Origin of the sequence: Allostigmatella hybrida (assembly GCF_020103775.1) — a bacterium.
In the GTDB taxonomy this organism is placed as follows: domain Bacteria; phylum Myxococcota; class Myxococcia; order Myxococcales; family Myxococcaceae; genus Hyalangium; species Hyalangium aurantiaca.
The window spans coordinates 1-25,208 of sequence record NZ_JAHXBH010000019.1; the positions used below are offsets into that span (position 1 = coordinate 1).

Below are 25,208 nucleotides of genomic sequence, written 5' to 3' on the forward strand. Positions count from 1 at the left end.
ACTGCCCGCTCCCTTCAGTCACTTCGACTTCAGGGACGCGGTTTACCCCCTGCACGAACTTTCTTCCGATGGCTTAGGGAGAGCCCCAGGTCATGCCGCCCGTCGCCGAGACCGTACCGCCCGTGTAGACGGTGCTGTTGGTCCAGGCCCAGCTCCCTGGAGACGAGGCGTGAACGCCCAGCGTGTACCGGCACGTGTTCGTGTGGGTGCAGGTCTTGGAGCCTGAGCCTCCGCTCGTCCCGGTGATGGTGCCCGTCACCGTCATGCTCTCCACCGGAACATCACACGTGGTGGTGAAGTGGAAGTACATCAGCCCATTGGGCGGCAGATTGAAGTGCGGGCCCGTGATGGTGGCCGTGCAGGTGGCCGTGGAGGCCTTTACGTCCGCCGCCGCCGTGCTGAGCGATGCCAAGCCCATGAGAATCCATGCCGTCATGTCCCAACCTCCGTGAAATGCACCTGCAGGTCCGCAGGTGCACGCCCAGTATCCATGCCTTCTCAGGGAAGGTCTTTCATAAAAACGCCAATCGCGTGGCGGGATTCTGTTTCAGTCAAGCGCATGGGACTTTGCTTGATGACCTGGAACTGCCCGGGCCAGAACCAGAGCAGCAGGTAGGGAAAAGACAGCACGAAGAGGCCCGTGGAGTAATTGACCAGCGCGACGAAGAACCCCATGAAGAGGTAGAGCGCGAAGACAGCCAGGTCCTTGGGGGTGGCCTTCACCTCTTCCATGGGGACCCCCAGCCGGCTGCGGAGCGCCCCGAGGTTCTCGGCCAACATTCCCTCATGGTATGTCTGCTGGAAGAGGTTCCGGCTGCGGCGGCCGCGGAGGAAGGCTTGCAACGCCTTGCGCGGTGCGAAGAACATGCTCTGGAAGAGCACGAAGAGATCAAAGTACCAGCCCACGAGGCAGTTGGCGCAATGGCTGCCCAACTCCCAGCCCGCGACCTGCGCTTCTCCCTGCCAATCCACGCCATATTCGGTCACCAGGTGGTGGATGTCGTGCAGGGGCAGGGTCCGTTTCCGGGCAGGCGAATTCCACGTGTAGACCGTCAGGGGTCCAATGGACCCCTTGATCCAATTCTTGCCGTAGCTCGATGCATCAATGCCCGAGGCTTCGAAATAGCGGTCGAGGCCTTCACCCACGGACAAGCTGTTGTCATAGCGCAGAGAGGTATTCATATTTTCCGGATTATCGGCGGAGTCATTTTTTTTGTTGCTTTTCCGACTCTATTGACCTGTCCGTGAGCCGCGTTCCAGTTCTCCGCGGCCGCGTTGGCACAGCGAAGGTGACGGGGGTTGGAGCCAACCGGCGCATCGACGTGAGGCCCTGACCCGGCGGCAGGAGGGGCCTCCCAGCTCCCCATGCGGCGGGACAGTGGCTAGGTTCCGGACAGCGCACCCATGGGCCTGGAAGCCCTCGCGCGGAGCGGCCCCGAACCTGCCATGGACCTCTTCCCGCCCCCTATGCCCTCCACCACGCGCTGCCGGGCTGGCTGCGCCGGCTGGAGCCTGTCGAGCGCCGTTACAGAGCACTTCCCCACGGTGGGCACCCACCTGGAACGGTATGCGCGGGTCTTCCCCGCGGTGGAGATCAACTCCTCGTTCTACCGGCCGCACAAGCCCGCCACCTATGCCCGCTGGCGTGACAGCGTTCCCGAGACGTTCCGCTTCTCGGTGAAGGTTCCCAAGACCATCACCCACGAGCTTCGGCTGCGCGACGCGAGGGAGCCGCTCGAGCGCTTCCTGCGCGAGGTGGGCTCCCTGGGGGAGAAGCTGGGCTGCCTGCTGGTGCAGCTTCCCCCCAGCCTTCGCCACGAGCCCGAGGCGGCCCGCGAGCTCTTCGGGGCCCTGCGTGAACGGACCCCGGTCGCCATCGTCTGTGAGCCCAGGCACCCGACGTGGTTCACGGATGAGGCCTGGCAGCTGCTGGCGGAGTTCCAGGTAGCCTACGTGAGGGCCGACCCACCCGCGGTGCATGCGCCTCCGCCGCCCGATGGGCAGGTCGTGTACTACCGGCTGCACGGCTCGCCGAAGATCTACTACTCGGAGTACTCCGAGCCGTACCTGGAGGCGCTGGCCACGAGCATCTCCGCGCATGAGCGGGCCGGGCGGCGGGTGTGGTGCATCTTCGACAACACGGCGGAGGGCGCGGCCGTGCCGAACGCGCTCTCGTTATCGGGGAAGCTCCAGCAGCACCGCCGGTAGCTACGGGTGCGGCGCCTATGGGAGTGCCGGCTCCCAGCGCTCGACCTTGACCGTCAGCGGGCGCTCCAGGTCGTCGCCGAGCAACTGGACATTCTTTCCATCGGACTTCACGTCCATAGCCCCGCGGCCATGGAACCGAAGGTTGCTCCTTGGATGGCGGCCTTCTTGCCTTCAAGGATCTTGCTCAGGAGCGGTTTGCTAGATCACCCGCTCCATCATCACCAAGTCGGTCAACGCCACTGATCCGTTGTCGGCACGCCTGACGCGAAGGTCAGGGACGACCCTGTGCACGGTGCTAAACCCAAGCTTTTCGTAAAACGGTCCGGCAGTTTGGGTGCCAAGGTGAATGGTGCCTACGCCTTCCATCCGTAAGAAGTCGATCAGCGCCTCGCCAAGTTTCCGCCCCGTCCCTGGGGGCAGGCCCGTATCCAAGGTCATCGTTGAGAGATAGCAGAAGCGGGCGCCGTCCCGGTCATGAACCGCCCCGCATGCGCCGCCCCGAAGCTCGCCTCGTCCATCGTGAAGTTGCAGCGCGAAGCTCGGCCTAATCTTCTCGTCAGCCTCGTTTACTGCTTCCACGTAGAGTGTGCGGCCAGGCCTGCGGACAGCCCTGTCTTTCTCGAAATAGCAGGTGAAATCAGGGCCAGCGGGCATGTCAATTCGGGTCATCCGGTAACCTGCCGCTGCAAGGGGAGCAGCCAACTTGTCACCAAACGTTGTCAGGATCACGATGCGCCCGATCGGATCTCCGGCCTGTTCCAATGCGGCGATCCGTCTGTCTATATAGACAGACGGATCGAGGAGTAATGGGCTTGTCTCGGGCGCACCGAGCTCAGGATACTCCACAAAGACTTGAGGGTTGAAGCCGAACTCAGCTTCTCGCGCCTGGAACAGAGCGAATAGCTCTGTTGCGATACGGTCCAGACTTGGCTGTCCGGCAGCGCGCCGCCTGTGACTGGTCAGCTTCAGTTCCGAGTCAGCAAATCTCACAAGCTCGCCCCTCGATTGGACCCACATGCCGCTGTAAGGGCCGTGAGCAGCTGAAGTCTTTGAAGCTTAGGCTCGAAACGCGCCGTCTGGATCCGGTCTCGACACGGTGGTTCTGTAATGAACGAACGATCCCGCTGAAGCGGGACGGGCATTGCCCTCCCTCACGCCCCGGGTTCGGTCAAGGAGCGGGCGATCTCATGCAGTTCCTGGCTGTTGAAGGGCTTCCTCAACTCCACCAGGTGCTCCGTTCCGAACTCCCGGACGATGTCCTCCCAGGAGTAATCGGAGTACGCCGAGCAGAGCACCACCGGCTGCGAGGGCGCCACCTTGCGCAGGTGCCGCAACGTCTCCAGCCCATTCCAGCCAGGCGGCATGCGGTAGTCCAGGAAGACCACTGCATACGGCCGGCCGGTGGACACGGCCTCCTGGACCTTGGCGACCCCCTCCTGCCCCTGGAAGGCCGAGTCCAATTCGAACGTGGGCATGACCACTTTCTCCTCGGAGGCCTCCGGCCCAAAGAGCGCCTCCTCCAGCAAGTCCAACTCCTCTTTGCCCTCACTCGGCTCCGGACAAAGGATCCGGTAGAAATCCGTGTGGATGGCCTCGGAGTCGTCGATGACCAGAATCCGTTTCTTATCCATGGGTGGGCTCGCTCTGGCGCTGGGGCTCTGCGGGGAGGTCCAGGATGAACGCAGCCCCCTGCCCCACCCCCTCACTCTGAACGGACAAGGAGCCCCCGAGTTCCTGGGCGGCCAGCGCGCTGGAGTGTAGACCAAAGCCGTGCCCCTCCTCGCGGGTGGTAAAGCCATACTGGAAGATGCGCGTCTGCATGTCTGGGGCAATGCCAATACCGTTGTCCTGGACCTCGATGCGAATGTGCCCGGCGGAGGAGCGCGCCAGCTTCAGCGTCATCCGGCGCTCGTCTTGAGGCACCGCTTCCAAAGCGTACTTGGCATTGCTGATCAGGTTGACCAGGATCATCAGCACCTTGTGCTTCTCGGTCAAGACGGGCGGCAACGGCTCGAGGCTCCGCTCCACCTTCACCGCGTGGCGGCCGAGCGCAGCCAGATTGATGCGCAGGGCGTCCTCCACCAGTTCCTGGAGATTGACGGGCTCCAGGAGCTGGGGCGTCCGCGCGTAGCGCTGCTGCAGCTTGACGATGGCGCCGATGTGCTCGGTGTGCCGGCTGACATCCCCCATCAGGACGTGAAGCGCCTGCCCCTCCTCCTGCATGTGCTTTCCCAACCGGCTCAGGAAGGGAAGCACATTCTGCCCGCGCTTATCCTGCGTGAGGAAGGTGGCAAGGTCCGCCTGGTGCTGCTCACACAGGGACACCACCCGGCTCAGGCGGTCGAACTTCAGCCCGGTCAGCCGTTGCCTGGCCAGCATGGCCGCGGTGGTGACGCTGTTGAGCACGTTGCCGACATTGTGAAGGACGTTGGTGGCGACCTCCGCCCTGCCCACTTGGCGCGCGGTGTCCAGGAGCTTGCGGTGGAGCTGCTTGAGCTCCAGGGTGCGCGCTTCGACGCGCAGCTCCAGCCCCTCGTTGGCCTGCTTCAGGGCCTCCTCGCGCCGATGCACCTCGGCGGCCATGAGCTGGAAGCCTTGGGCCAGCTGCCCCAGCTCGTCCTCGCGCGAGGTGTCCATCTGGAGCTTGAAGTTGCCGGACGCCACCGTGGTGGTGGCTTGCGTGAGGTTCAGCAGCGGACGGGTGATCTGCTCCCGCAGCACCCAGTACATGACGGTCAGCTCCAGGAGCAGGGACAGCACGCCGAACAGCAGGACATAGCGCGCCGCCTGGAATGCCGCCGAGGTCACCTGGTGCTCCGGCAGCACCGTGACGAAATTCCACCCGGGGCCCCGTATCACGGAAATGGCCGCGTACTCCCCCTGCTCGGGGATTTCCTGCACGTTTTCGCGCGGCGCGCGGTTCATCACCCGGTCGAAGATGTTCTTCAGGTGGACTTGTTCCTCCTCGGAGCCGAACTTCGGGGTGGCGCCCCCGCGTGGCCCGGGAGGACGCAGGATGTTGTAACCCTCCGTGGCCCCCTCCATGTTCAGCGCGGGGTGGGCGATGACCTGGCCATCATCCCGGAAGAGGATGTCGTACGCGCCTGGCAACTGATTGTGGAGGGTGCGGTCCATCAGATCCTCCAGCAGGATGTCGTGGCTGATCGTCGCGACGTGGCGCCCGTCCACGTCCACAGGCGTGGACGCCGACACCATCCAGAGCTTGGCGGTCGGCTCCACGAAGATGCCAGTCCACGCCGGCTGCCTCCGCGCGTTGTGCTCGGGCGTGCTGAGGCTGAAGAGCTCGAAGGGGAGCACCGAGAAAGTGGCCTCGACATCACGGCAAAAGGCCGGTTTCTCCGGCCAGAAGCTCACGAATGCTCCGCTCGGGAACGTGATGTAGGTATTCTTGAAACGAACGAGGAACGCAGGCCCATACTGGGAGAGCACGTCATACGAGGCCAGGAGCGTCCTGCGGAGCGCTGCATCGGGCTGTACCCCCTTGGGGATGAAGACACAGGGCATCTTCGTTCCATCGAACCGCTCGGGCCGGTCACGAATGGAGCCGTCTGGCAGTGGCTGGAACAGACTGTCGAAACGCGCGCTCGGATCCTCCTGGCCCAGGCCCTGGAGCCGCTCCTTCAGCACCTGCCGGAGGAGGCGCTGGTTGTCCTCCGCAAGTACGAAGATGACCTGCTCTCGCTGGCTGCGCTCCGAAACGTGCCCCTCCAGCCGGACCAAGGCCTCGGCGCGCAAGGCGTTGAACATGTGGAGGTAGCTGAAGAAGGTGCTCAGGGCGATGATGACCGCGATGCGCACCCCCATCTTGATGAGCGTCGAGCGGGCCAGGGAGGAGTGAATTCTGGACATGGCAGCTTGCTATCTCCTGGAAAACACTCAGCTTTCCGGGCTGTAGCATGTATTCTAGCACCCGCCGTCTGCTTCCACACCGTTCGCCTTCAATCGATAGACGCGCTGGTACTACTCAAAGAGGCCGGTGGGGAGGCCATCCAGACTGACTTGGTTCTTTTCCCGCCAATAGTCTTCAATGCCTTCCACACCCTTGGCTCTGGCCCAGGCGTCCATCTGGGGGCGTTCTTCCTGATACTCAAAGAGCGGCACCCCGTAGCCGCATGAGGTTTGAACCAGGTCGAAGTCCAGGTGAACCATCTGCCGTGCCCCGAGCGGAGCACTCCCTTCGAAGTGCTCTCTCAGCCGGTGGGCGAACTCGGCACTGTCACGGTGGATCACGCGGCCCCTGCCATAGAGGCGCATGATCAGGGGTGGCCCGGCCATGGCGCAAAACATGATTGTCAAACGGCCATCCGCTTTGAGGTGCGCAGCGGTCTCGTTGCCGCTTCCAGTCCGGTCCAGATACATCACCGCGTTGTCACCCAGAACGCGGAACATGTCTGTGCTGCGCGGCGAGACGTTCACGTGCCCCGTTGGGGCTGCCGACGCAGTGAAAAACATGTGCTGCTCAGCGATGAAACGATGGTGATGCGCTTCGAGCCGTGGGAACTGCTTTGCCATTCATACACCATGCCATTCTTGAACAAGACGGAGCCAGGTTTGCCAGCCGTACAGAAAGCGCGTTTAAAGGAGGCCCAGATCATTGCAGCCTGTGTGGAATGGAGGAAGGCCTGCGGTCCCAATCCCTAAAGACAGCAGAGAAAGGAATACCGGGTCTATTGGGGAAGCAGGCGCCTGAAGCGGAGCACTTTTCTGCATAATTCGCTTGGCTCGGGCATCCTTCATATTGTGAAAAGATGGGAATGAAGATCGGCAGATACGAGATCATCCGCAAGCTGGCGATGGGGGGCATGGCCGAAGTCTTCCTGGCCAAGGCCGCCGGTCCGCTGGGCTTCGAGAAGACCTTGGTGCTCAAGCGCATCCTCCCGCACCTGGCGGACGAGCCCACCTTCGTGGAGATGTTTCTCGCCGAGGCCAAGCTGGTCGCGCACCTGACCCATCCCAACATTGTCCAGATCTTCGACTTCGGCGAGGCGGACAACGCGTACTTCCTGGCCATGGAGTACATCGATGGCCCGAACCTGCGCACGCTCATCAAGCGCGCCATCGCGCTCGACCATCCCTTGTCCCCTGCCATTTGCGCGAAGATCGTCGCGGCGGCGTGCGAAGGTCTGGCCTATGCCCACGACTTCCGGGATCCGGTCACCCAGAATCCCATGGGCCTCATTCACCGCGACATCAGCCCGGACAACATCATGTTGTCGCGGCAGGGCACGGTGAAGGTGGCGGACTTCGGCATCGCCAAGGCCGCGGGCTACGGTCCTCAGACGCAAGAGGGCGTCCTCAAGGGCAAGCTCGCCTACATGGCGCCGGAGCAGCTCAAGGCAGCCCCCCTGGACCGGCGAGCCGACGTCTACGCGCTGGGCATCGTTCTCTACGAGCTGCTCACCCGCTGCAAGCCCTTCGAGGCAACGACGGACGCCTCCCTCATGCGGGCGATCCTTTTCGAGGAGTTCGTTCCCGCCCAGGAGCGGCGCCCGGATCTTCCTGAGCCCCTGCAGCGGATTCTGGCCCGCGCGGTGGCACGCGAGCGCGATCAGCGCTACCCGGACTGTTTTGCCCTGCAGACAGACCTGGAACGTTTCGTCCTCGCCACCGGCGAGCCGTTGAGCAGCTTCTCCGTCTCGGGCCTCATCACCCAGCTGGGCCTCGAGCCCCAGGAGAGCGCGCCGCCCCCCAAGCGGGAGGAGCGCACCCTTCATACCAATGCCCTGCGCACCATCCTGGAGCCTGGGCAGCAGGAAGCGGCCCCCACGGAACCTGCCCCGTCCACCCCCGTGGGCCTCCTTCGGCCGGAGCTCAAGACGGCCCGGATCTCCAAGCCCGAGCACAAGGCGATCTCCGCTGGAACCAACGCCCCCTCCGCGCGCACGTCCGGGATCACCAGTGCCGGAAAGCCGAAAACCCCTCCGCCGGTCCCGTCCGCGGAGGACTTGGATGACATCGCCCAGTTCGAAGCCTCGCTGCGCAGCTCGGTCCGCCGGAGGCAGTGGCTGTTGCCCACCCTGCTCATCTTGACGGCGGTGGGAGGCGGCGGTCATTACCTCTGGCGCCAGGGCGCGCTCCCCTTTCTGGCTGCCTCCTCGGCCGAAGCCGCCGTTGTGGCACCTCCCGAGTCCTCCGCCGAAGAGACCGCTCCCTCTCCCGCCCCCTCGGAAGCGCTCTTCGCGTCGCCTCAGCCCCTCATGGCGCAGGACGTACAGCCCGCTTCCGCTGGCGCGGCGCCGGCCAGCGCCCCCACTCCCGAGGAAGGGAAGCCCGGCCTTCGCAGTGCCCCCTCCAAGAGCGGACTGGTCGACTTCCGCCTGGCCTCCGCCACCCGCGTCCTCCTCAATGGACAGGACGTGGGAGTCACTCCCTTCATGCCGCTGGAAATTCCCGAGGGCCGGCACACCGTCCGCTTCATCAATGCGAAGATGGACAAGGACGTCACCCGTACCATCTCGGTCAAAGCGGGCCGCACGTACGTCCTGAAATACAACCTCAACAAGAATTAGGGCAGCCACCCCATGGACGAGCCGCTGGAGATACAGCGGTACGCGGCCGAGGCGTTCGCCGAGGCGGGCTAGAAGAATTTAGGAGGGACAGCGTGTACGCTCGTACCGAGCATGCTGAACATTCCAGGGTACAGGGTTCTGGGCACGATTCGTGGGACGGGCTCGAACGTGCTGTTCCAGGCGGTGCGTGAGGCCGATGGCCTGCCCGTCATCATCAAGACGCCGATGGCCCCCTCTCCGGGGCCCCAGGAGCGTGAGCGGTACCGCCGGGAGTTCGGCATCCTTCAGCGGCTGCGGGACGTGCGCGGGGTGGCCAGACCCTATGCCTGTGAGCGGCTTCACGAGCGGCCCGTGTTGCTGCTGGAACGGATCCAGGGCGCGTCGCTCGCCGAGTCCACCGGCCAGCCGATGGAGTTCTCCCTGCTCCTGCGCCTGGCCATCTCCCTGGCCTCGACGCTGGCGGAGATCCACCACCGCCATGTCATCCACAAGGACATCAAGCCCTCCAACATCATCCTCGAGCCGTCGGGAGAAGGGCGGCTGATCGACTTCGGGGTGGCCACGCTGCAGAAGGTGGAGCACCTCGATGCGGCCCCCCCTCCCATCATCGAGGGAACGCTGGCGTACATGTCGCCCGAGCAGACGGGACGGATGAACCGGGGGCTGGATTACCGCACCGACTTCTACTCCCTGGGCGTCACGCTCTACGAGCTGTTGACGGGGAAGCGGCCGTTTCACGGGCGGGACGCGCTGGAATGGTTCCACGCGCACATGGCCCAGGTCCCGGTGCCACCGCTCGAGCTCAACCCGGAGGTACCGCCGGCGCTGTCGGCCATCGTGCTGAAGCTGTTGGCCAAGGCCGCGGAGGACCGCTACCAGAGCGCCGAGGGGCTCAAGGCCGACCTGGAGCGGTGCAGGGAGGCGCTGGGAGAGAAACGGCCCGCCATGTTCACGCTGGGTGAGCGCGACACGCCCAACCGGTTCCAGGTGCTGCCGCGGCTCTATGGCCGCGAGGCCCAGGTGGCCTCTCTGCTCCAGGGATTCGAGCGCGTCGCCCAGACGGGGCGCTCCGAGCTGTTCCTGGTCAGCGGCTACTCGGGCATCGGCAAGTCCTCGGTGGTGCAGGAGCTGCACAAGCCGGTGGTGCAGCGGCGCAGCTTCTTCCTGAGGGGCAAGTTCGACCAGTTCCAGCGGGACATTCCCTATGCCACGCTGGTCCTGGCCATCCGCGAGCTGGTGCAACAGCAGCTGTCCGGGAGCGAAGAGGCGCTGGCGCAGTGGCGCGAGCGGCTGAACGGGGCATTGGGGGACGAGGGCCAGGTGCTCGTGGACCTGGTGCCGCAGCTCGAGGTGCTGTCGGGCCCGCAGCCGGCCCTTCAGGAGCTGCCTCCCCATGAGGCGCAGCACCGCTTCCACCGGGTGTTTCGCCAGTTTCTGCAGGTGTTTGCCGGTCCTGGCCACCCGCTCGTGGTGTTCCTGGATGATTTGCAGTGGGCGGACCTGTCCAGCCTGCAGCTCATTCAGCAACAACTGTCTCAGCCCGGCACGCTTCCGGTGTTGTGGCTCGGTGCCTACCGCGACAATGAAGTGAGCCCCGAGCATCCGCTGGTCTCCGTGCTGGAAGAGGTGCGCAAGGCGGGTGCGCCCATCACGGACATCCGGCTGGAGCCCCTGAGCCTGGCGCATGCCGGGCAGCTCGTGGCCGATGCCCTGCCTGGAGCGGCCCCGGAGGCGGCGGCCTCCCTGGCGAAGCTCGTGCACGAGAAGACGGGCGGAAATCCCTTCTTCCTCCTCCAGCTGATGACGGCGATGGACCAGGACGGCCTGCTGGTGCGCGACCCGGAGGGTGGGTGGCGATGGGACGCCGAAGCGGTCCAGCTTCGAGGCTACTCGGACAATGTCGTCGACTTCATGGTGGGCAAGCTTCGCCAGTTTCCCTCCGGAACGCAGCACCTGCTGCGGTTGGCGGCGTGCGTGGGCAATGCCTTCTCGCTCCAGCTGCTGGGCACCCTCGCGGGGCTGGAGGAGGCCACGGAGGTGGAGGACAGCCTGGCGCCCGCGCTCCAGGAAGGCATGCTGGTGCGCACCGGCCCGGAGCACTACCGGTTCCTGCATGACCGCATCCAGCAGGCCGCCCACTCCCTCTTCTCCGAGCTGGAGCGCAAGGAAGTCCACCTGCGCATCGGCCGGTGGATGCTCAAGGGCCTGTCCCAGGAGGCCGTGAGCGAGACGCTTTTCGACGTGGTGAGCCAGCTCAATGCCGGGGCGTCGTTGATCCACGAGCCCGAGGAGCGGCACGCCCTGGCGCGCTTGAACGCCGAGGCAGGCTGGAAGGCCGAGGCCGCGGTGGCGTTCCGCCCCGCCATCGCCTACTTCACGGAGGCCTTCTCCCTCATCCCCGGAGACCCCTGGGAGACGGATTATGAGCTGGCCTTCCGGGTGAAGCAGGACTGGGCACGGTGCGAGATGCAGACGGGCAACGTGCCCGGGCTGCGCCGCCTGGCGGAGGAGCTTCATGCGCGGGCGAAGACTCGCGCGGACCTCACGGCCGCCTACTGCCTGAGGGCCGACGCCCACATGCTCATGGGCGAGATGCCGGACTCCATCGCGTGCATGCTGGAGTGCCTGGCGCGGCTGGGCATCTGCCTGCAGCCCCACCCTTCCTTCGAGGAGGCCGCCGCGGCCCATGCGGAGACGTGGGCCCTGCTGGGAACACGCCCCATCGAGGGCCTCATCGGCCTGCCGCTCATGACCGATCCCGAGGTGAAGGTGACAATGGGCGCGCTGGCCTCGCTCTACGTGAAGGCGTATGTCACCGACAAACACCTGCTCATCATCGCCATGAGCCGGATGGTTGCCCTGTCGCTGCGCCACGGCTTCACCGGGGACGCCGTGACAGGCTTCGGCTGGTTCGGGTTGCTCTCGGCGCTCGTCTTCAAGAAGTACCGGGAAGGCTATGCCTTGAGCCTGCTCTCCCGGGCGTTCGTCGACCGGTACAACCTGGCGGCACACCGGGCGAGCGCGCTGCTCACCCTGCAGTGCATCAGCTACTGGAGCCAGCCGCTTCCCGCAGTGCAGGAGATGATCCTCAGCGGATTTCAGCACGGGCTCCAGTCGGGGGACTTCTATACCGCCTCCTATTGCGTCAGTACGATCATCTGGAACCGCCTCGCCATGGGACACAACCTGGAGGATGTCCACCAGGACGCGGTGATGCGGGCCGGATTCTTGAGCAAGACCGGGATCCCGGATCCCCAGCTCACGCTCCTGGCCTTCCATCGCCATGTGCAGCAGCTGCGCGGCCGCACGTCCTCGTTCAGCACGATGAACGGGGAGGGCTTCGAGGAGCAGCAGTGCGAAGCCGGGTTGGAGCGTGGGTACCTGAGCAGCACCCAGTGTTGGTACTGGATCACCAAGCTCCAGGCCCGCTTCTTGTGTGGTGCCTACAGCGAAGCGCTCGAGGCAGCCGGGAGGGTCTCGGCGCTCCTGTGGGCCGTGACGGGCGCGATCTCCGTGAGGGAGTTCGAGCTCTACCGGGCCCTCAGCCTGGCGGCGCTCTTCGGGGAAGCCTCGCCGGAGGAGCAGCGGCGCTCCCTGGAAGCCATTGCGCGGCACCAGCAACAACTGGCGGAGTGGGCGGAGCAGTGTCCCGAGACGTTCCACGCCTGCGAGAGAATGGTGGCCGGGGAGCGGGCCCGCCTGGAGGGACGGCCGGACGAGGCGACGCGCGCGTACGAGGAGGCCATCCGCGCGGCGCGGGAGACCGGTGCCCCCCACCACCTGGGGATCGCCAGCGAGCTGGCGGCGAACTTCTGGCGCGCGCGGCAGGCGCCCATCGTCGCCCATGCCTTCGCGCGCGAGGCCCACGCGGCCTACCAGCAGTGGGGCGCCACGGGAAAGGCCCAGCACCTGGAGTCTCAGTGGCCGAACCTGGCGCCGGTGCAGGCCGCCGTGGACCATGACACCAGCAGCACGGACTCGACCCGGATCGACGCGCTCACGGTGGTCAAGACCCAGCAGGCCATCTCCAGCGAGATCGAACTGGACCGGCTCGTCACCACGTTGATGCGGACGGCCATCGAGAACGCCGGTGCCCAGCGGGGCGCCCTCCTGCTGCCCGCCGGGGACTCGCTCGGGGTGGCGGCCATCTCAGGGGATGTGCCGGGCAGCGTGTCCCTCCCCTCGGACCCGGACACGGCCCATGCCCTGCCCTGGACGGTGCTGGCCTATGTCCGGCGGACGCGCGAGCACGTGCTCATTGGCGATGCCTCCAAGCCACACCCCTTCTCGTCCGATGCGTACCTGGCCCGCGGTGGGGCGCGCTCCGTGTTGTGCCTGCCCCTGGTACGGCACGAGCAGTTCTCCGGGGCGCTGTACCTGGAGAACAACCTGGCCGCCAATGCGTTCAACACCCAGCGGCTGGTCTTGCTGGGCCACATCGCCACGCAAGCCGCCATCTCCATCGAGAACGCACGGCTGTACGCGGACGTGCAGCGCGCCAGGGGGGAACTGCGCAAGGCCAATGACGAGCTGGAGCAACGGGTGGAGGAGCGCACCCGTGAGCTGCGGGCGGCGCAATCCCGGTTGGTGGACACGGCGCGCGAGGTGGGCATGGCCGAGGTGGCCTCCAACGTCTTGCACAACGTGGGCAACGTGCTCACCAGCGCCGTCATCAACCTGGAGATGATGCAGCGGGCCGTGGGCGCCTCGCGGATTGGCAAGCTGAACCGGGCCACGGCGCTGCTCCTGAAGCACCGGGAGGACCTGGCAGGCTTCCTGGCCCGGGGCGCGCGCGGAGGAAATTTGCCGGACTACCTGGCCGCGCTGGCCGGCGAATTGCTCGGGGAGCAGAAGCGCCTGATGGAGGACATGGACATGATGGGCCGGTACATCGAGCACATCCGGGCCATCGTCCAGGTGCAGCAGACCTACGCCCGGACCTCGCTGATGCCGGAGGAGTGCGACCTGTCCCAGCTCATCCAGGACGCCCTGCGCATCCAGATGGTGGCGCTCCAGCGGCACGGCGTGTCCGTGAGGCGCGAGCTGGCGGCAGTCCCCAGGATGAAGGTGGACAAGCACAAGGTGCTTCAGATTCTCATCAACCTCATCGCCAACGCGAAGTACGCGCTGGACGCGGTGCCGGAGGGGCAACGCAATCTGCGCGTGCGGCTGGGGATGGAGGGCAACTGGGTGCACATCCAGGTGGAGGATGATGGGATAGGGATCGAACCGGGGGTGAAGGAGCGTCTGTTCTCGCACGGCTTCACCACGCGCAAGGACGGGCACGGCTTCGGGCTGCATTCCAGCGCACTGGCGGCCCAGATGCTGGGCGGCCAGCTGGTGCTGGAGAGTGAGGGGTTAGGCAAAGGCGCCGTGGCCACGTTGAAGCTGCCGCCCCGCCCTGAGTGGCGAGACAAGACCCGCTCCTAAACCTGATGCCAGACGATGCCTACAGCCCCGTGCTCTTCAGCAGCAGGCGCGCGTTCTCGTCGGGGAAGAAGCCGGGGGAGTAGATGTTCGCGTCCGTGACGAAGGCCTGGTCCCCGAGGATGGCCAGCTTCGGTCCGGTGGTGGAGCGGACGAACAGGGGCACCGCCAGCTGCGTCTCCGGCCAGCGCACCATGCCGTCCGTGCCGAAGGACGTGTCCAGGTCTCCGTTGGCCTGGAGGCGGAAGAGCACGGGCTTCGCGTACACGTCCGCGAAGACGAGGATCTTCCCATCCGCCTGGATGCGCAGGCCGCTGACGTCCACCACGTCGAGCACGCCCGCCGGCGCGGTGAGTTCCCGCACGCCCGCGGGGCCGAAGGTGACGTCCGGCTTGCCGTCCGCCGTGTACGCCACGAGCTTGAGCACGCCGTGCAATTCGCCGCCAACCTTCACGTCCTGCCGTGAGCCCGCGAGCAGCAGGCCGCCGTTGGGCCGCGCCACCAGGGTGTGGGCCTGTCCGCCTTCGCTCTTCGCGATACCGGAGGTGCCGAACGTCATGTCCTGGCTGCCGCTGGAGGTGATGCGCACGGCCGCGAAGTGGTCCCCCCCGCCCAGCACGACGCGGGAGCCCTGGAGCACCATGCCCTGCACGGACTCCGCGTCCGTGTACGCGCCGCCAATCCAGCTGCCCGCCGGGCTGCCCGCGGACTTGAACGCCGTGTCGAGCGAGCCGTCCGCGTTGTAGCGGATCAGCGCGAAGTCCTCGTCGAGCCCGTCGGACTTGGTCAGGAAGCCGCCGGCGTAGAAGCGGCCATCGGCCAGGGGCAGGAGGCTGCGGACGGTGCCCACGAAGTCGACGGCGTTCTCCTCGCCGAAGTGCAGGCGCGAGCGGCCCGTCTTGTTGAAGCTCGTGTCCAGCTGGCCGTCGGGCCTGAGCTTCACCACCACGAAGTCTCGCGAATCCGAAGCGCTGCCGCCCCGGGCGAAGCCCGCGGCCAGGATGCTGCCGTCCGCGAGCACCGCCACCGTGTCCGCGCGGTCGTCCTGCTCACGCTGGCCGGAGATGGGGCCCTTGGCGGGACCTTCGAAGTCGAGCACCACGGAGCCCTGCGTGCCGAACGACGTGTCCACCTCACCGGACGGGGTGTAGCGCCGCACGAGCAGGTCCACGCCCGTGGTGGCCAGGTTCGCCTCGGTGGAGCCCACCACGACGAGGCCGCCATGGGACACCGCAAGCGACCGGCCCTCCTCGGCGGGGAGCTTCGTGCCGGCGTCGGGTGTCGTCCCCGCGTCCGGAGGTGGATTGCCCTCCGAAGGGCCGTCGTCCCCTCCGCAGGCCCCGCCGCCCACGAGCAGGGCTCCTGCCGTCAATACCGCCCACAACCCTTTGCGCACGCTGTGATTCATTCGAGCTGTCCCTTCCGGCCTGTCCGGTGCTGCCGCCGCACCGGGGTTACGCCGCCGGGGACATTTATTTCCGGCCGGGCAGAAGAGGGGGCCTCCGCTCCGGACCGTCTTCACGCGGAGTCCTTCCTCAGGGGCTGTCTCCGTGTGGCATGTTGAGGTGGGCACCGGATGGTACCAGTTCGACCTGAACGAGCTGCCCGTGTGGTGAGCGGGGATGGAGAGCGTGGGCTGCGCATGAATTGCCGGGATCGACTGGAAGCGCTCACGGGCCTGCTCAGGCCCTGGTCCGGGCTCTGGTCACGTTCCATCCTCCAGAATTGGCCGGAGTCCGGAGCCGCTTATCCCGCAGCCTGGCTGTCCTATGCGGAGTCCCTCGATGAAGCGGGCGAGCGGATGCTGGATCATGGAGCGCTTCCAGGGGCCCCGCCTCCATCGTTGCATTCGCTGCTGCTCGCGCTTCATGAGCTGACCGGACTGCCGTGGCACCAAGGCGTTCAACCGCTGACGGCCGCAGACGTGCAGGGCCTCACGGCCAAGAAGACGCATGAACTCGAGAGGGTCCTCGCCCTTCTCGGACAGAGAGCGCAGGCCATCCGCCAGGCGGTCGACATCGGTGGCGGCATGGGACATCTCGCGCGGCTCTGTGTGAGGACATTCGACTGGACGTTCCACAGCATCGACCGGGATGCCGCCTTGCAGGAGAAGGGCCGGGACTGGCTGCGCAAAGCCCGGACACTCCCCCGGGACAAGCTGTGTTTCATCCACGCGACTGTCGAGGAAGGGCCGCAGCCCGGGATTGATCCGCTCTTTTCCGGCCAGGACAGCGCCTCGATCGGTCTCCACACCTGTGGGCCGCTCGCCCTCACGCAGATTCGCAAGAGCCAGAAGGCAGGCTTCCTTCTGAACTTTGGCTGCTGCTACGACAAGCTGGATCCCACGCGGGATTATCCCGTGTCCCGCTTTGGGCAAGCGCATCCCCTTCCCTTCACACAGCATGCCCTGGCTCTGACAGCGCGTGGGCGGCACCAGAAGACCGAGGCGGAATTCGCGCTGATGAAGCAGGTCTACGGACAGCGTTTCGCGCTGGATCTTCTGTTGCGGCGGCAGTTTCCCGCGCTCGGCTTCGTGCGGGCGGGGGATGCCCCGAAGGCGCTGTATGCCCAGAGCTTCGCGGCCTATGCCCGCGACCGGTTGGAGCGCCTGCGAATCGACCCCGGCATGACGGACTCTGAGCTGAACTCATTCGAGTTGTCCGTTCGCGCCGAGACGAGGCGCATCTTTCTCTGTCATCTGCTGAGGGATCGCTTCGCGAGGGCCCTGGAGGTCGTGATTCTGCTCGATCGCGCGATCCTCCTAGAGGAGATGGGCTTCCAGGCCGAGCTCCTGCAGGTCTTCGAGCCGTGCCTCTCCCCGCGCAACATCGCGCTCATCGCGTCAAAAGCCTAAGCAAAGTCGGCAACTTCCGAGGCGGCCACCGCGATACACCCTCAGCATTAAAAGCCAACACTCGGCGAGAACATCCGCCCAGAACGAGGGTTCCCATGATGAAGCAAGGTCGTAGTGCAGGCTCGCTGTTCGCAGCATCCGCTCTCAGCATATTCATGATGCTGGGCTGCAACGCACAAACGGACGAGGCGGACCCGGCAGGACCGAACGAGGGAGACCTGGCCCAGGTCGAACAGCACTTCACCCAATGTGGGTCGAGTTGCCCGAGTGGCTACCACCCGACGAGCCGCAGCTGCAGCGCGATCACCTGCGGGGGCACGTGTTCCTTCGGTGCCCTGAACCAGGTCACCTGTGAACCGAATGTCGGCACGTTTCTCCAGTGTGGAACGAGTTGCCCGAGTGGCTGGTACCCGACGAGCCGCAGCTGCAGCGCGATCACCTGCGGGGGCACGTGTTCCTTCGGTGCCCTGAACCAGGCCACGTGCGCGCCCATCTGCGATCCAAGGGCCGGGACCCACGGTCAGAAGTGGGAAATCCGCAGTGCCCAATCGCAATACGTGTACCGGGATGCGTGGTGCAGCATCGGCACCCACCGGCCTCCGATGTGCTTCCAAGGCACCTACTATTACGACCAACAACTGGTCAAATGGACCTGCGCGGAGGAGGGAAGCACCGGCTCGTGCAACGACCCCGATGCGTGGTGGAATGTGAGCTGCAACTCACTCATCGACTGCGTCTACGACTGCAATGGGCAGTGTCAGCCGGCGAGCTGCTGAGCCCCACGGAGCCACTTGCCGTCTCCTGCATCCGGGGTGATGGCGCACGAGAACCGGGCCCGGCCACGGGTGGGGTCCTGCGCCTGGCGGTACGCCAGCGGGCTGCCCCCTTGGCCGGCGCCCTGAAACACCCGGAGTGCTTGGACGATGGACACACCGGAACACGTATGATCCGGCGGATTGGCGTGACGAAGTCGTAGGGACCGGTTCACGCCAACGGGGTGGGTCATCCGTGTTGGACATACCGGGATACAGGGTGCTGGGCACCATCCGAGCGACGGGCTCGAACGTGCTGTTCCACGCGGTGCGCGAGGCCGATGACCTGCCCGTCATCATCAAGACGCCCATGGTGCCCTCGCCCGGCCCCAGCGAGAACGAGCGGTACCGGCGGGAGTTTGGAATCCTGCAGCGGCTGCGGGACGTGCGCGGGGTGGCCAGGCCCTATACCCACGAGCGGCTCCGGGAGCGGCCCCTGCTGCTGCTGGAGCGGGTGCAAGGCGAGCCCCTGTCCGAGTCCACGGGCCAGCCGATGGAGCTGTCCCAGTTCTTGAGCCTGGCCCTCTCGCTGGCATCCACCTTGGGGGAGATTCACCACCGCAACGTCATCCACAAGGACATCAAGCCCTCCAACATCATCCTGGAGCCCTCGGGGGAGGCCCGGCTCATCGACTTCGGGGTGGCCACGCTCCAGCAAGTCGAGCACCTGGACGCAGCTCCGGCAAACTTGATCGAAGGGACGCTGGCGTACATGTCGCCCGAGCAGACGGGGCGGATGAACCGGGCGGTGGACTACCGCACGGACTTCTACTCGCTGGGGGTGACCTTCTATGAGCTGCTCACGGGGCACCGCCCCTTCCAGGGCAAGGATGCGCTCGAGTGGTTCCACGCCCACATGGCGCAGAAGCCAAGGCCCCCGCACGAGCTGAACCCGCTGGTGCCCCTGGGCCTGTCCGCCCTCGTGCTCAAGCTCCTGGCGAAGGTGGCCGAGGAGCGCTACCAGAGCGCAGAGGGCCTCCACGCGGACCTGGAGCGCTGCCGCCAGTCCCTGAGCCAGTGCGAGCAGGAGGTGTTCGCGCTGGGGACGCAGGACACGCCCAACCGGTTCCAGCTGCCACAACGGCTCTACGGGCGTGAGACGCAGGTGGCCACCCTGCTCGAGGGCTTCGAGCGGGTGGCCCGCACGGGCCAGCCGGAGCTGTGCCTCATCAGCGGCTACTCGGGCATTGGCAAGTCTTCCGTGGTGAACGAGCTGCACAAGCCCGTGGTGCAGCGCCGCGGCTTCTTCCTGAGCGGCAAGTTCGACCAGTTTCAGCGGGACCTTCCGTACGCCACCCTGGCCCAGACGCTCCGCGGGCTGGTGCAGCAATTGCTCGCGGGGAGCGACGAGGAGATTGCAGGGTGGCGTGAGCGGGTGAACCAGGCCTGGGAGGGCCACGGCCAGTTGCTCGTGGACCTGGTGCCACAACTGGAAGTGCTGGCGGGCCCGCAGCCTGCCCTCCAGCGGGTGCCACCCAGCGAGGCCCAGCGCCGCTTCTACCGGGTGGTCCGTCAGTTCTTCGCGGTGTTCGCCACCCCGGAGCACCCCATGGTGGTGTTCCTGGATGACCTGCAGTGGGCGGACCTCGCCAGCCTCCAGCTCCTCTCGCAACTGCTGTCGAGCGCCCCGCCGGAAGCGCTGCCCATCCTGTGGATTGGCGCTTACCGGGACAACGAGGTGAGCCCCACGCACCCGCTCATGCCCATGCTGGAGGAGGTGCACAAGACGGGGGCCCGGGTGACGGACCTCCGGCTGGCGCCACTGAGCATGGAGCAGGTGGATCACCTGGTGAGCGACGCGCTGCCAGGGGCGGGAAGCGAGGTGCGCGCCTCCCTCTCCGCGCTGCTTCACGAGAAGACGGGGGGCAACCCCTTCTTCCTCCTGCAGTTGCTGGTAGCGCTCCACCAGGACGGTCTGCTGGTGCGCGCGTCCGAGGGCGGGTGGCGGTGGGATGCCGAACGCGGGCGGGCCCGCGGCTACTCGGAGAACATCGTCGGCTTCATGGTGGGCAAGCTGCGCCAGTTCCCCGACGGCACGCAGCACCTGCTGCGCCTGGCGGCGTGCGTGGGCAGCCGCTTCTCCCTCGAGGTGTTGGGCACGCTCGCCGGCCTGGAAGCGCGGGGGCAGGTGGAACAGGGACTCGAGCCCGCGCTCCAGGAGGGCATGCTGGTGCGCGCGGGGCCGGAGCAGTACCGCTTCCTGCACGACCGCATCCAGCAGGCGGCCCATGTCCTCCTCTCCGAGCCGGAGCGCAAGGCCGTGCACCTGCGCATCGGCCGGTGGCTGCTCAAGCGCCTCTCCCAGGAGGAGGTGAGCGAGTCGCTCTTCGACGTGGTGAGCCAGCTCAACGCCGGGGTGGACCTGATCGAAGACGCCGAGGAGCGCTACCACCTCGCGCGGCTGAACGCCGAGGCGGGTACCAAGGCCAAGGCCGCGGTGGCCCCCCTGGCCGCCATCACCTACCTCTCCACGGCCTTCACGCTCATTCCCGGAGACCCCTGGGAGACGGACCCCGCGCTGGCCTTCAAGCTGAAGCTCGCCCAGGCGCGCTGTGAGCTCATGAGCGGCCACATGGCCGAGGCGCGCTGTCTGGCCGAGGCGCTGCTGCCCCGGGCGAACACCCGCCCGGACATCGTGGCCGTCTACGGCCTGAAGCATGACCTCCACTTCGCCCTGGGGGAGCGCCAGGAGGGCATCACCTGTGTGCTGGAGTGCCTGGCGCTGCTCGGCATCGTGCTCTCACGGACCCCCTCCTGGGAGGAGGCGGTGGCCGCCCACGAGGAGGTGTGGGCCTTGCTGGGGGAGCGTCCCATCCCGAGCCTCATCGGGCTGCCGCGCATGACCGACCCGGACAGGAAGCTGGTCATCGACGCGCTCTTCATGCTCTTCAATTCCGCATACTCCACGTACCCGCACCTGCTCATCATCCTCCTGAGCCGGATCGTCTCCCTCACCCTCCGCCACGGCTTCGTGGATGCCGCCGCCCCGGCCTATAGCTGGTTTGGGGTCATCACCGGCTCGTTCTTCAAGCGGTACCGCGAGGGCCTTGCCTTCACGAAGCTCGCCGCCGAGTTCGCCGAGCGGAACCACCTGTCCGCCTTCCGGGCGAAGATTCTCCTCAGCTCGCAATTCAGCAGCTACTGGACCCAACCCCTCCCCCAAGCGCAGGAGCTCGTCCTCAGCGGTCTCCACCACTCGCTTCAAACCGGGGACATCATGGCTGCCGCCTACTGCAGCCTGGACATCGTCACCAACCGGCTGGCCATGGGACACAACCTGGAGGAGGTCCACCAGGAGTCGCTCGTGCGCGGCGAGTTCTTACGCAAGACGGGAATCCTGGACACCCAGGAGTCGCTCCTCCTGACGCAGCGCTACGTGCAGCAGATGCGCGGACACTCCCTGTCCTTCGGAACGCTGAACGGGGAGGGCTTCGAGGAGCAGGCCTTCGAAGCCCAGCTTCCGCCCATGCCCCGCCGAAGCACGCGCTTCTTCTGGATCACCAAGCTCCAGTCACGCTTCATGTGCGGCGACTACGCGGGGGCCCGCAGGGCCGCGGACAAGGCCGAGGAGCTCCTGCGGGCCAACAATGGCATCCTCTTCTTCCGCGAGTTCCACCTCTACCGCGCCCTGGCCCTGGCCGCGTGCTTCGGGGAGGCCCCGCCGGAGGAGCAGCCCCAGCTCCTGGAGGCCATCGGGCGGCACCAGGAGCAGCTCGCGGAGTGGGCCCAGCATTGCCCCGCGAACTTCCACGCGCTCGAGCAATTGGTGGCCGCGGAGCGGGCCCGCCTCGCGGGACGGCCGGACGAGGCGGCGCGCGCTTATGAAGAAGCCATCCGCTCCGCGAGGGAGAATGGCGCTACCCCGTACGTGGCCCTGGCCAGCGAGCTGGCGGCGAACTTCTGGCGCACGCGGCAGGCGCCCATCGTCGCCCATGCCTTCGCGCGCGAGGCCCAGGGGGCGTACCGGCAGTGGGGGGCCCTGGGCAAGGTCCAGCATCTGGAGTCTCTCTGGCCACACCTCGCCTCCCCGGCCATCCCCCAGGACACCCTGACCACCAGCAGTACGGACTCGACCCGCATCGACGCCCTCACGGTCATCAAGGCCCAGCAGGCGGTCTCCAGCGAAATCGTCCTGGAGCGCCTGGTGAAGACGCTGGTGCACGCGGCGATCGAGAACGCCGGAGCCCAGAGAGGCATCCTGCTGCTGCCCAACGGCGACACGCTCCAGGTGGCGGCCACCTCGGATACCGCGCCGGAGGGGAAAACCCCCGAGCTTCCCTGGACCCTGCTCTCCTATGTCCGGCGCACCCGGGAGCACGTGCTCATCGGCGATGCCTCCAAGCCCCATCCGTTCTCGTCCGATGCGCACCTGGCGCGCAGCGAGGCGCGCTCGGTGTTGTGCCTTCCGCTGCTGAGGCAGGAGCAGTTCTGCGGGGCGCTCTACCTGGAGAACAACCTGGCCACCCATGCCTTCAGCCCCTCCCGCCTGGCGCTGCTGGGACACATCGCCTCCCAGGCGGCCATCTCCATCGAGAACGCGCGGCTCTACGCGGATGTCCAGCACGCCAAAGCGGAGCTGCGCCGGGCCAATGACGAGCTGGAGCAGCGGGTGGAGGAGCGCACGCGCGAGCTGAAGCAGACCCAGGCCCGGCTGGTGGACACCGCGCGCGAGGTGGGCATGTCCGAGGTGGCCTCCAACGTCCTGCACAACGTGGGCAATGTGCTCACCAGCGCCGTCATCAACCTGGAGACGATGCGTCAGGCCTTGGGCGCCTCGCGCGTGGGCCGGCTGAAGCGGGCCTCGGCCCTGCTGCTGGAGAACCGGGCGGACCTGGCCAGCTTCCTGGCGGAGGGCGCGCGCGGCGGCCACCTGCCGGACTACCTCTCAGGCCTGTCGGACGAGCTGGTGCGCGAGCAGACGCGCCTCATGGAGAGCATGGATGCCATGGGCCGGCACATCGAGCACATCCGCGCCATCGTCCAGGTGCAGCAGACGTACGCCAAGACGTCGCTGATGACGGAGGAGTGCGACCTGGCCCAGCTCATCCAGGATGCCCTGAGCATTCAGCTGCCGGCGCTGCAACGTCACGGCGTCTCGGTCGTCCGCGAGGTGGCGCCCCTCCCCAAGGTGAAGGTGGACAAGCACAAGGTGCTGCAGATCCTCATCAACCTGCTCAGCAACGCCAAGCACGCCCTGGACGCAAAGCCCGAGGGGCAACGCCACCTGTGGGTCAGGCTGAGGGCGGAGGGACCGGTGGCGTGCATCCAGGTGGTGGACGACGGGGTGGGAATCGCGCCGGAGGAGAATGAGAAGTTGTTCGAGCACGGGTTCACCACGCGCAAGGACGGCCATGGCTTTGGCCTGCACTCCAGCGCGCTGGCGGCGCGGCTCCTGAATGGCCGTCTCACGCTTCAGAGCGATGGGCCGGACAAGGGCGCCGTGGCCACGTTGGAGCTTCCGCTGACCTGAAGGCGGGCCAGGGCCAGCGCCACGATGCCCAGCAGCTCCTGCTCGCTGGCACCATCCCGGGCCTGCACGGACATGCCCTGGATGATGGCGCCATAGAACCGCGCGAGCGCCGCCGCATCCGCGGTGGGGGGCAGCTCTCCTTCCGCGATGGCCCGCTCGAAGCGCGCCTGGAACAGGCGCAGGGACTTCGTCCGGAGCTGGGCGACGTGCTCGGACACGGACCGGTTCTCCTCCGAGCAGGCGAGCACCGCGGTGGAGACCATGCACCCGGCGGGGTGGGCACGGGCCGTGAAATGCCGGGCCGCGCCCTGGAGCACCTGGGCCAGGGCGTCATGGATCCGGGGCCCCTCCAGGACCAGGTTGGCCCAGGCGCCATACTCCGCCTGGTAGTGCGCCACGGCCTCCTGGAACAGCGCCTCCTTCGAGTGGAAGGCCGTGTAGAGGCTGGGCGCGGTGATGCCCATCGCCCCCGTGAGGCTGGCGATCGACGCACCCTCGTAGCCGTGCCGCCAGAACACCTCCAAGGCCCGCGCCAGCGCCTCGTCCCGGTCGAACTCCCGGGGACGGCCCCGGGGACGGCCTCCTGAGGAAGAAGTTTTTTTCATAGCGATCACTCTGTAATCCGCCCTGCCGGGCTCTATTTACGTACCGGTCATTATGTAAAGGAGTTTACCCCGATGCGCACACCCCTTCGTCCCCTGCTCACCCTCTTGCTCTCCCTGGCCCTGGCGGGAAGCGCCGCCGCGGACACCCCGCCCCCCTTGGCCACGCGGCTCGACCGCGTCATCGACCAGGCCATCGCGGACCAGCGCATCGTCGGCACGGTGGTGCTGGTGGCCCAGGACGGGAAGCTGGTCTACCACCGCGCCGCCGGGTACGCGGACCGGGAGGCGAAGCGGCCCATGCGCGAGGATGCCCTCTTCCGGCTGGCGTCCATGAGCAAGACCCTGGTGTCGGCCACGGCGCTGGCGCTCGTGGACCAGGGCAAGCTGACGCTCGATGAGCCCATCACCCGGTGGCTGCCCACCTTCCGTCCCAAGCTGGCGGACGGCCGCGAGGCGCCCATCACGGTCCGCCAGCTCCTCACCCACACCGCGGGCCTGTCCTACGGCTTTGGGGACCCCGCGACGGACCCCTACCTCCAGGCCCGCGTCTCGAACGGGATGGATCAACCCGGCCTGAGCCTGGACGAAAACCTCCAGCGGATCGCCTCCGTGCCGCTGCTGTTCGAGCCCGGAACCCAGTGGAACTACTCCGTCGCCACGGACGTGCTGGGCGCGGTGCTCATCCGCGCGGGCGGAGCGCCCCTGCCCACCCTCGTCGAGCGGCTCCTCACGCGGCCCCTGGGCATGGCCGGCACCGGCTTCACCGTGAAGGCCCGGGACCGGCTCGCCGTGCCCTATACGGACGCGAGCCCCGCGCCCGCGCGCGTCGACGGCCCGCGCCAGGTGCACGCCGGGGAGATGCACTTCGGCGTGGACGCCACCCGGGTGTTCGATGCCCGCTCCTTCCCCTCGGGGGGCGCAGGGATGGTCGGCTCCGCGAAGGACTACGTGGCCTTCCTGGAGGCGCTGCGCACCGGGAAGCTCCCGGGCCTGAAGAAGACCACCCTGGCGCAGCTGACCTCCAACCAGCTGGGCGCGTTGGCGATGCCCACCCCTGGCCTGGGCTTCACCTTCGGGGCCTCGGTGCTCCTGGACCCGGAGCTCGCGCACACCCCCCAGTCCCGGGGCACCTATGCGTGGGGCGGCGCCTATGGGCACAGCTGGTTCGTGGACCCGGAGCGGCGCCTCACCGTCGTGGCCCTCACGAACACCTTCCCCGAGGGCATGTCGGGCGCGTTCCCTACCGCCCTGAGGGATGCGCTCTACGCGGCCCCCTCCCCGTAACGCATCGCAGCGTGTCGG

Annotated in this window: 15 protein-coding genes; 6 read left to right on the plus strand and 9 right to left on the minus strand. The window is 66.8% G+C overall.

The genetic code is table 11. The annotated features are described in order from the left end of the window. Positions 1-73: 73 nt before the first annotated feature. A complete protein-coding gene (locus KY661_RS24810) occupies positions 74-436 on the minus strand; it encodes a hypothetical protein (protein ID WP_225412574.1) in 363 nt (120 codons plus the stop codon). A 62-nt stretch (positions 437-498) separates the two neighbouring features. Continuing rightward, a complete protein-coding gene (locus tag KY661_RS24815; RefSeq protein WP_225412575.1) occupies positions 499-1,182 on the minus strand; it encodes a hypothetical protein in 684 nt (227 codons plus the stop codon). A gap of 222 nt (positions 1,183-1,404) precedes the next feature. Between KY661_RS24815 and KY661_RS24820 the strand changes: the two genes are divergently transcribed. Further along, positions 1,405-2,208, plus strand: coding sequence for a DUF72 domain-containing protein (locus KY661_RS24820; protein ID WP_225412576.1), 804 nt, complete (start codon positions 1,405-1,407; stop codon positions 2,206-2,208). 198 nt (positions 2,209-2,406) lie between these two features. Here the strand turns inward: KY661_RS24820 and KY661_RS24825 are convergent, their stop codons facing one another. From KY661_RS24825 to KY661_RS24840, 4 genes are all read right to left on the minus strand, one after another. Further along, complete coding sequence (locus tag KY661_RS24825; RefSeq protein WP_225412577.1) at positions 2,407-3,198, minus strand: GNAT family N-acetyltransferase; 792 nt, start codon at positions 3,196-3,198, stop codon at positions 2,407-2,409. Positions 3,199-3,359: 161 nt separating this feature from the next. Beyond that, entirely contained in the window at positions 3,360-3,839 is a 480-nt protein-coding gene (locus tag KY661_RS24830) for a response regulator (RefSeq protein WP_225412578.1), read from the minus strand. Further along, a complete protein-coding gene (locus KY661_RS24835) occupies positions 3,832-6,078 on the minus strand; it encodes an ATP-binding protein (protein ID WP_225412579.1) in 2,247 nt (748 codons plus the stop codon). The genes KY661_RS24830 and KY661_RS24835 overlap by 8 nt, the downstream gene beginning before the upstream one ends. A gap of 111 nt (positions 6,079-6,189) precedes the next feature. Beyond that, positions 6,190-6,741 carry a pyridoxamine 5'-phosphate oxidase family protein gene (locus tag KY661_RS24840; RefSeq protein WP_225412580.1) on the minus strand — a complete coding sequence of 184 codons (552 nt, stop codon included), beginning with the start codon at positions 6,739-6,741 and terminating at the stop codon, positions 6,190-6,192. Between the two features lie 242 nt (positions 6,742-6,983). On the opposite strand from KY661_RS24840, the gene KY661_RS24845 reads away from it, so the two are divergent. Next, a complete protein-coding gene (locus KY661_RS24845; RefSeq protein ID WP_225412581.1) occupies positions 6,984-8,738 on the plus strand; it encodes a serine/threonine-protein kinase in 1,755 nt (584 codons plus the stop codon). A 111-nt stretch (positions 8,739-8,849) separates the two neighbouring features. Further along, positions 8,850-14,168: a trifunctional serine/threonine-protein kinase/ATP-binding protein/sensor histidine kinase gene (locus KY661_RS24850; protein WP_225412582.1), complete on the plus strand. Its 5,319-nt coding sequence runs from the start codon at positions 8,850-8,852 to the stop codon at positions 14,166-14,168. 19 nt (positions 14,169-14,187) lie between these two features. On the opposite strand, the gene KY661_RS24855 is transcribed toward KY661_RS24850, so the two are convergent. Next, positions 14,188-15,561 carry an NHL repeat-containing protein gene (locus tag KY661_RS24855; protein ID WP_225412583.1) on the minus strand — a complete coding sequence of 458 codons (1,374 nt, stop codon included), beginning with the start codon at positions 15,559-15,561 and terminating at the stop codon, positions 14,188-14,190. Between the two features lie 246 nt (positions 15,562-15,807). Here KY661_RS24855 and KY661_RS24860 point away from each other — a divergent pair, with 246 nt between their 5' ends. Then, on the plus strand, positions 15,808-17,019 hold the full coding sequence (locus KY661_RS24860) for a methyltransferase (RefSeq protein ID WP_225412584.1): 1,212 nt from the start codon (positions 15,808-15,810) through the stop codon (positions 17,017-17,019). A 757-nt stretch (positions 17,020-17,776) separates the two neighbouring features. Here the strand turns inward: KY661_RS24860 and KY661_RS24865 are convergent. Then, positions 17,777-17,950: a hypothetical protein gene (locus tag KY661_RS24865; RefSeq protein WP_225412585.1), complete on the minus strand. Its 174-nt coding sequence runs from the start codon at positions 17,948-17,950 to the stop codon at positions 17,777-17,779. 77 nt (positions 17,951-18,027) lie between these two features. On the opposite strand from KY661_RS24865, the gene KY661_RS24870 reads away from it, so the two are divergent. After that, positions 18,028-23,301 carry a trifunctional serine/threonine-protein kinase/ATP-binding protein/sensor histidine kinase gene (locus tag KY661_RS24870; protein WP_225412586.1) on the plus strand — a complete coding sequence of 1,758 codons (5,274 nt, stop codon included), beginning with the start codon at positions 18,028-18,030 and terminating at the stop codon, positions 23,299-23,301. Here the strand turns inward: KY661_RS24870 and KY661_RS24875 are convergent. Then, positions 23,244-23,906 (minus strand): TetR/AcrR family transcriptional regulator, encoded by a 663-nt coding sequence (locus KY661_RS24875; protein WP_225412587.1) that lies wholly within the window; start codon positions 23,904-23,906, stop codon positions 23,244-23,246. The genes KY661_RS24870 and KY661_RS24875 overlap by 58 nt on opposite strands. A 72-nt stretch (positions 23,907-23,978) precedes the next feature. Between KY661_RS24875 and KY661_RS24880 the strand changes: the two genes are divergently transcribed. Then, positions 23,979-25,190, plus strand: coding sequence for a serine hydrolase domain-containing protein (locus tag KY661_RS24880; RefSeq protein ID WP_225412588.1), 1,212 nt, complete (start codon positions 23,979-23,981; stop codon positions 25,188-25,190). The last annotated feature ends 18 nt before the right edge of the window (positions 25,191-25,208 follow it).

What these genes read in the sequence shown, in the direction of transcription:
- KY661_RS24810 (WP_225412574.1), bottom strand. Translation starts at nt 436, where the DNA reads ATGACGGCATGGATTCTCATGGGCTTGGCATCGCTCAGCACGGCGGCG.
- KY661_RS24880 (WP_225412588.1), top strand. Translation starts at nt 23,979, where the DNA reads ATGCGCACACCCCTTCGTCCCCTGCTCACCCTCTTGCTCTCCCTGGCC.
- KY661_RS24850 (WP_225412582.1), top strand. Translation starts at nt 8,850, where the DNA reads ATGCTGAACATTCCAGGGTACAGGGTTCTGGGCACGATTCGTGGGACG.
- KY661_RS24820 (WP_225412576.1), top strand. Translation starts at nt 1,405, where the DNA reads ATGGGCCTGGAAGCCCTCGCGCGGAGCGGCCCCGAACCTGCCATGGAC.
- KY661_RS24815 (WP_225412575.1), bottom strand. Translation starts at nt 1,182, where the DNA reads ATGAATACCTCTCTGCGCTATGACAACAGCTTGTCCGTGGGTGAAGGC.
- KY661_RS24830 (WP_225412578.1), bottom strand. Translation starts at nt 3,839, where the DNA reads ATGGATAAGAAACGGATTCTGGTCATCGACGACTCCGAGGCCATCCAC.
- KY661_RS24835 (WP_225412579.1), bottom strand. Translation starts at nt 6,078, where the DNA reads ATGTCCAGAATTCACTCCTCCCTGGCCCGCTCGACGCTCATCAAGATG.
- KY661_RS24845 (WP_225412581.1), top strand. Translation starts at nt 6,984, where the DNA reads ATGAAGATCGGCAGATACGAGATCATCCGCAAGCTGGCGATGGGGGGC.
- KY661_RS24840 (WP_225412580.1), bottom strand. Translation starts at nt 6,741, where the DNA reads ATGGCAAAGCAGTTCCCACGGCTCGAAGCGCATCACCATCGTTTCATC.
- KY661_RS24860 (WP_225412584.1), top strand. Translation starts at nt 15,808, where the DNA reads ATGAATTGCCGGGATCGACTGGAAGCGCTCACGGGCCTGCTCAGGCCC.
- KY661_RS24875 (WP_225412587.1), bottom strand. Translation starts at nt 23,906, where the DNA reads ATGAAAAAAACTTCTTCCTCAGGAGGCCGTCCCCGGGGCCGTCCCCGG.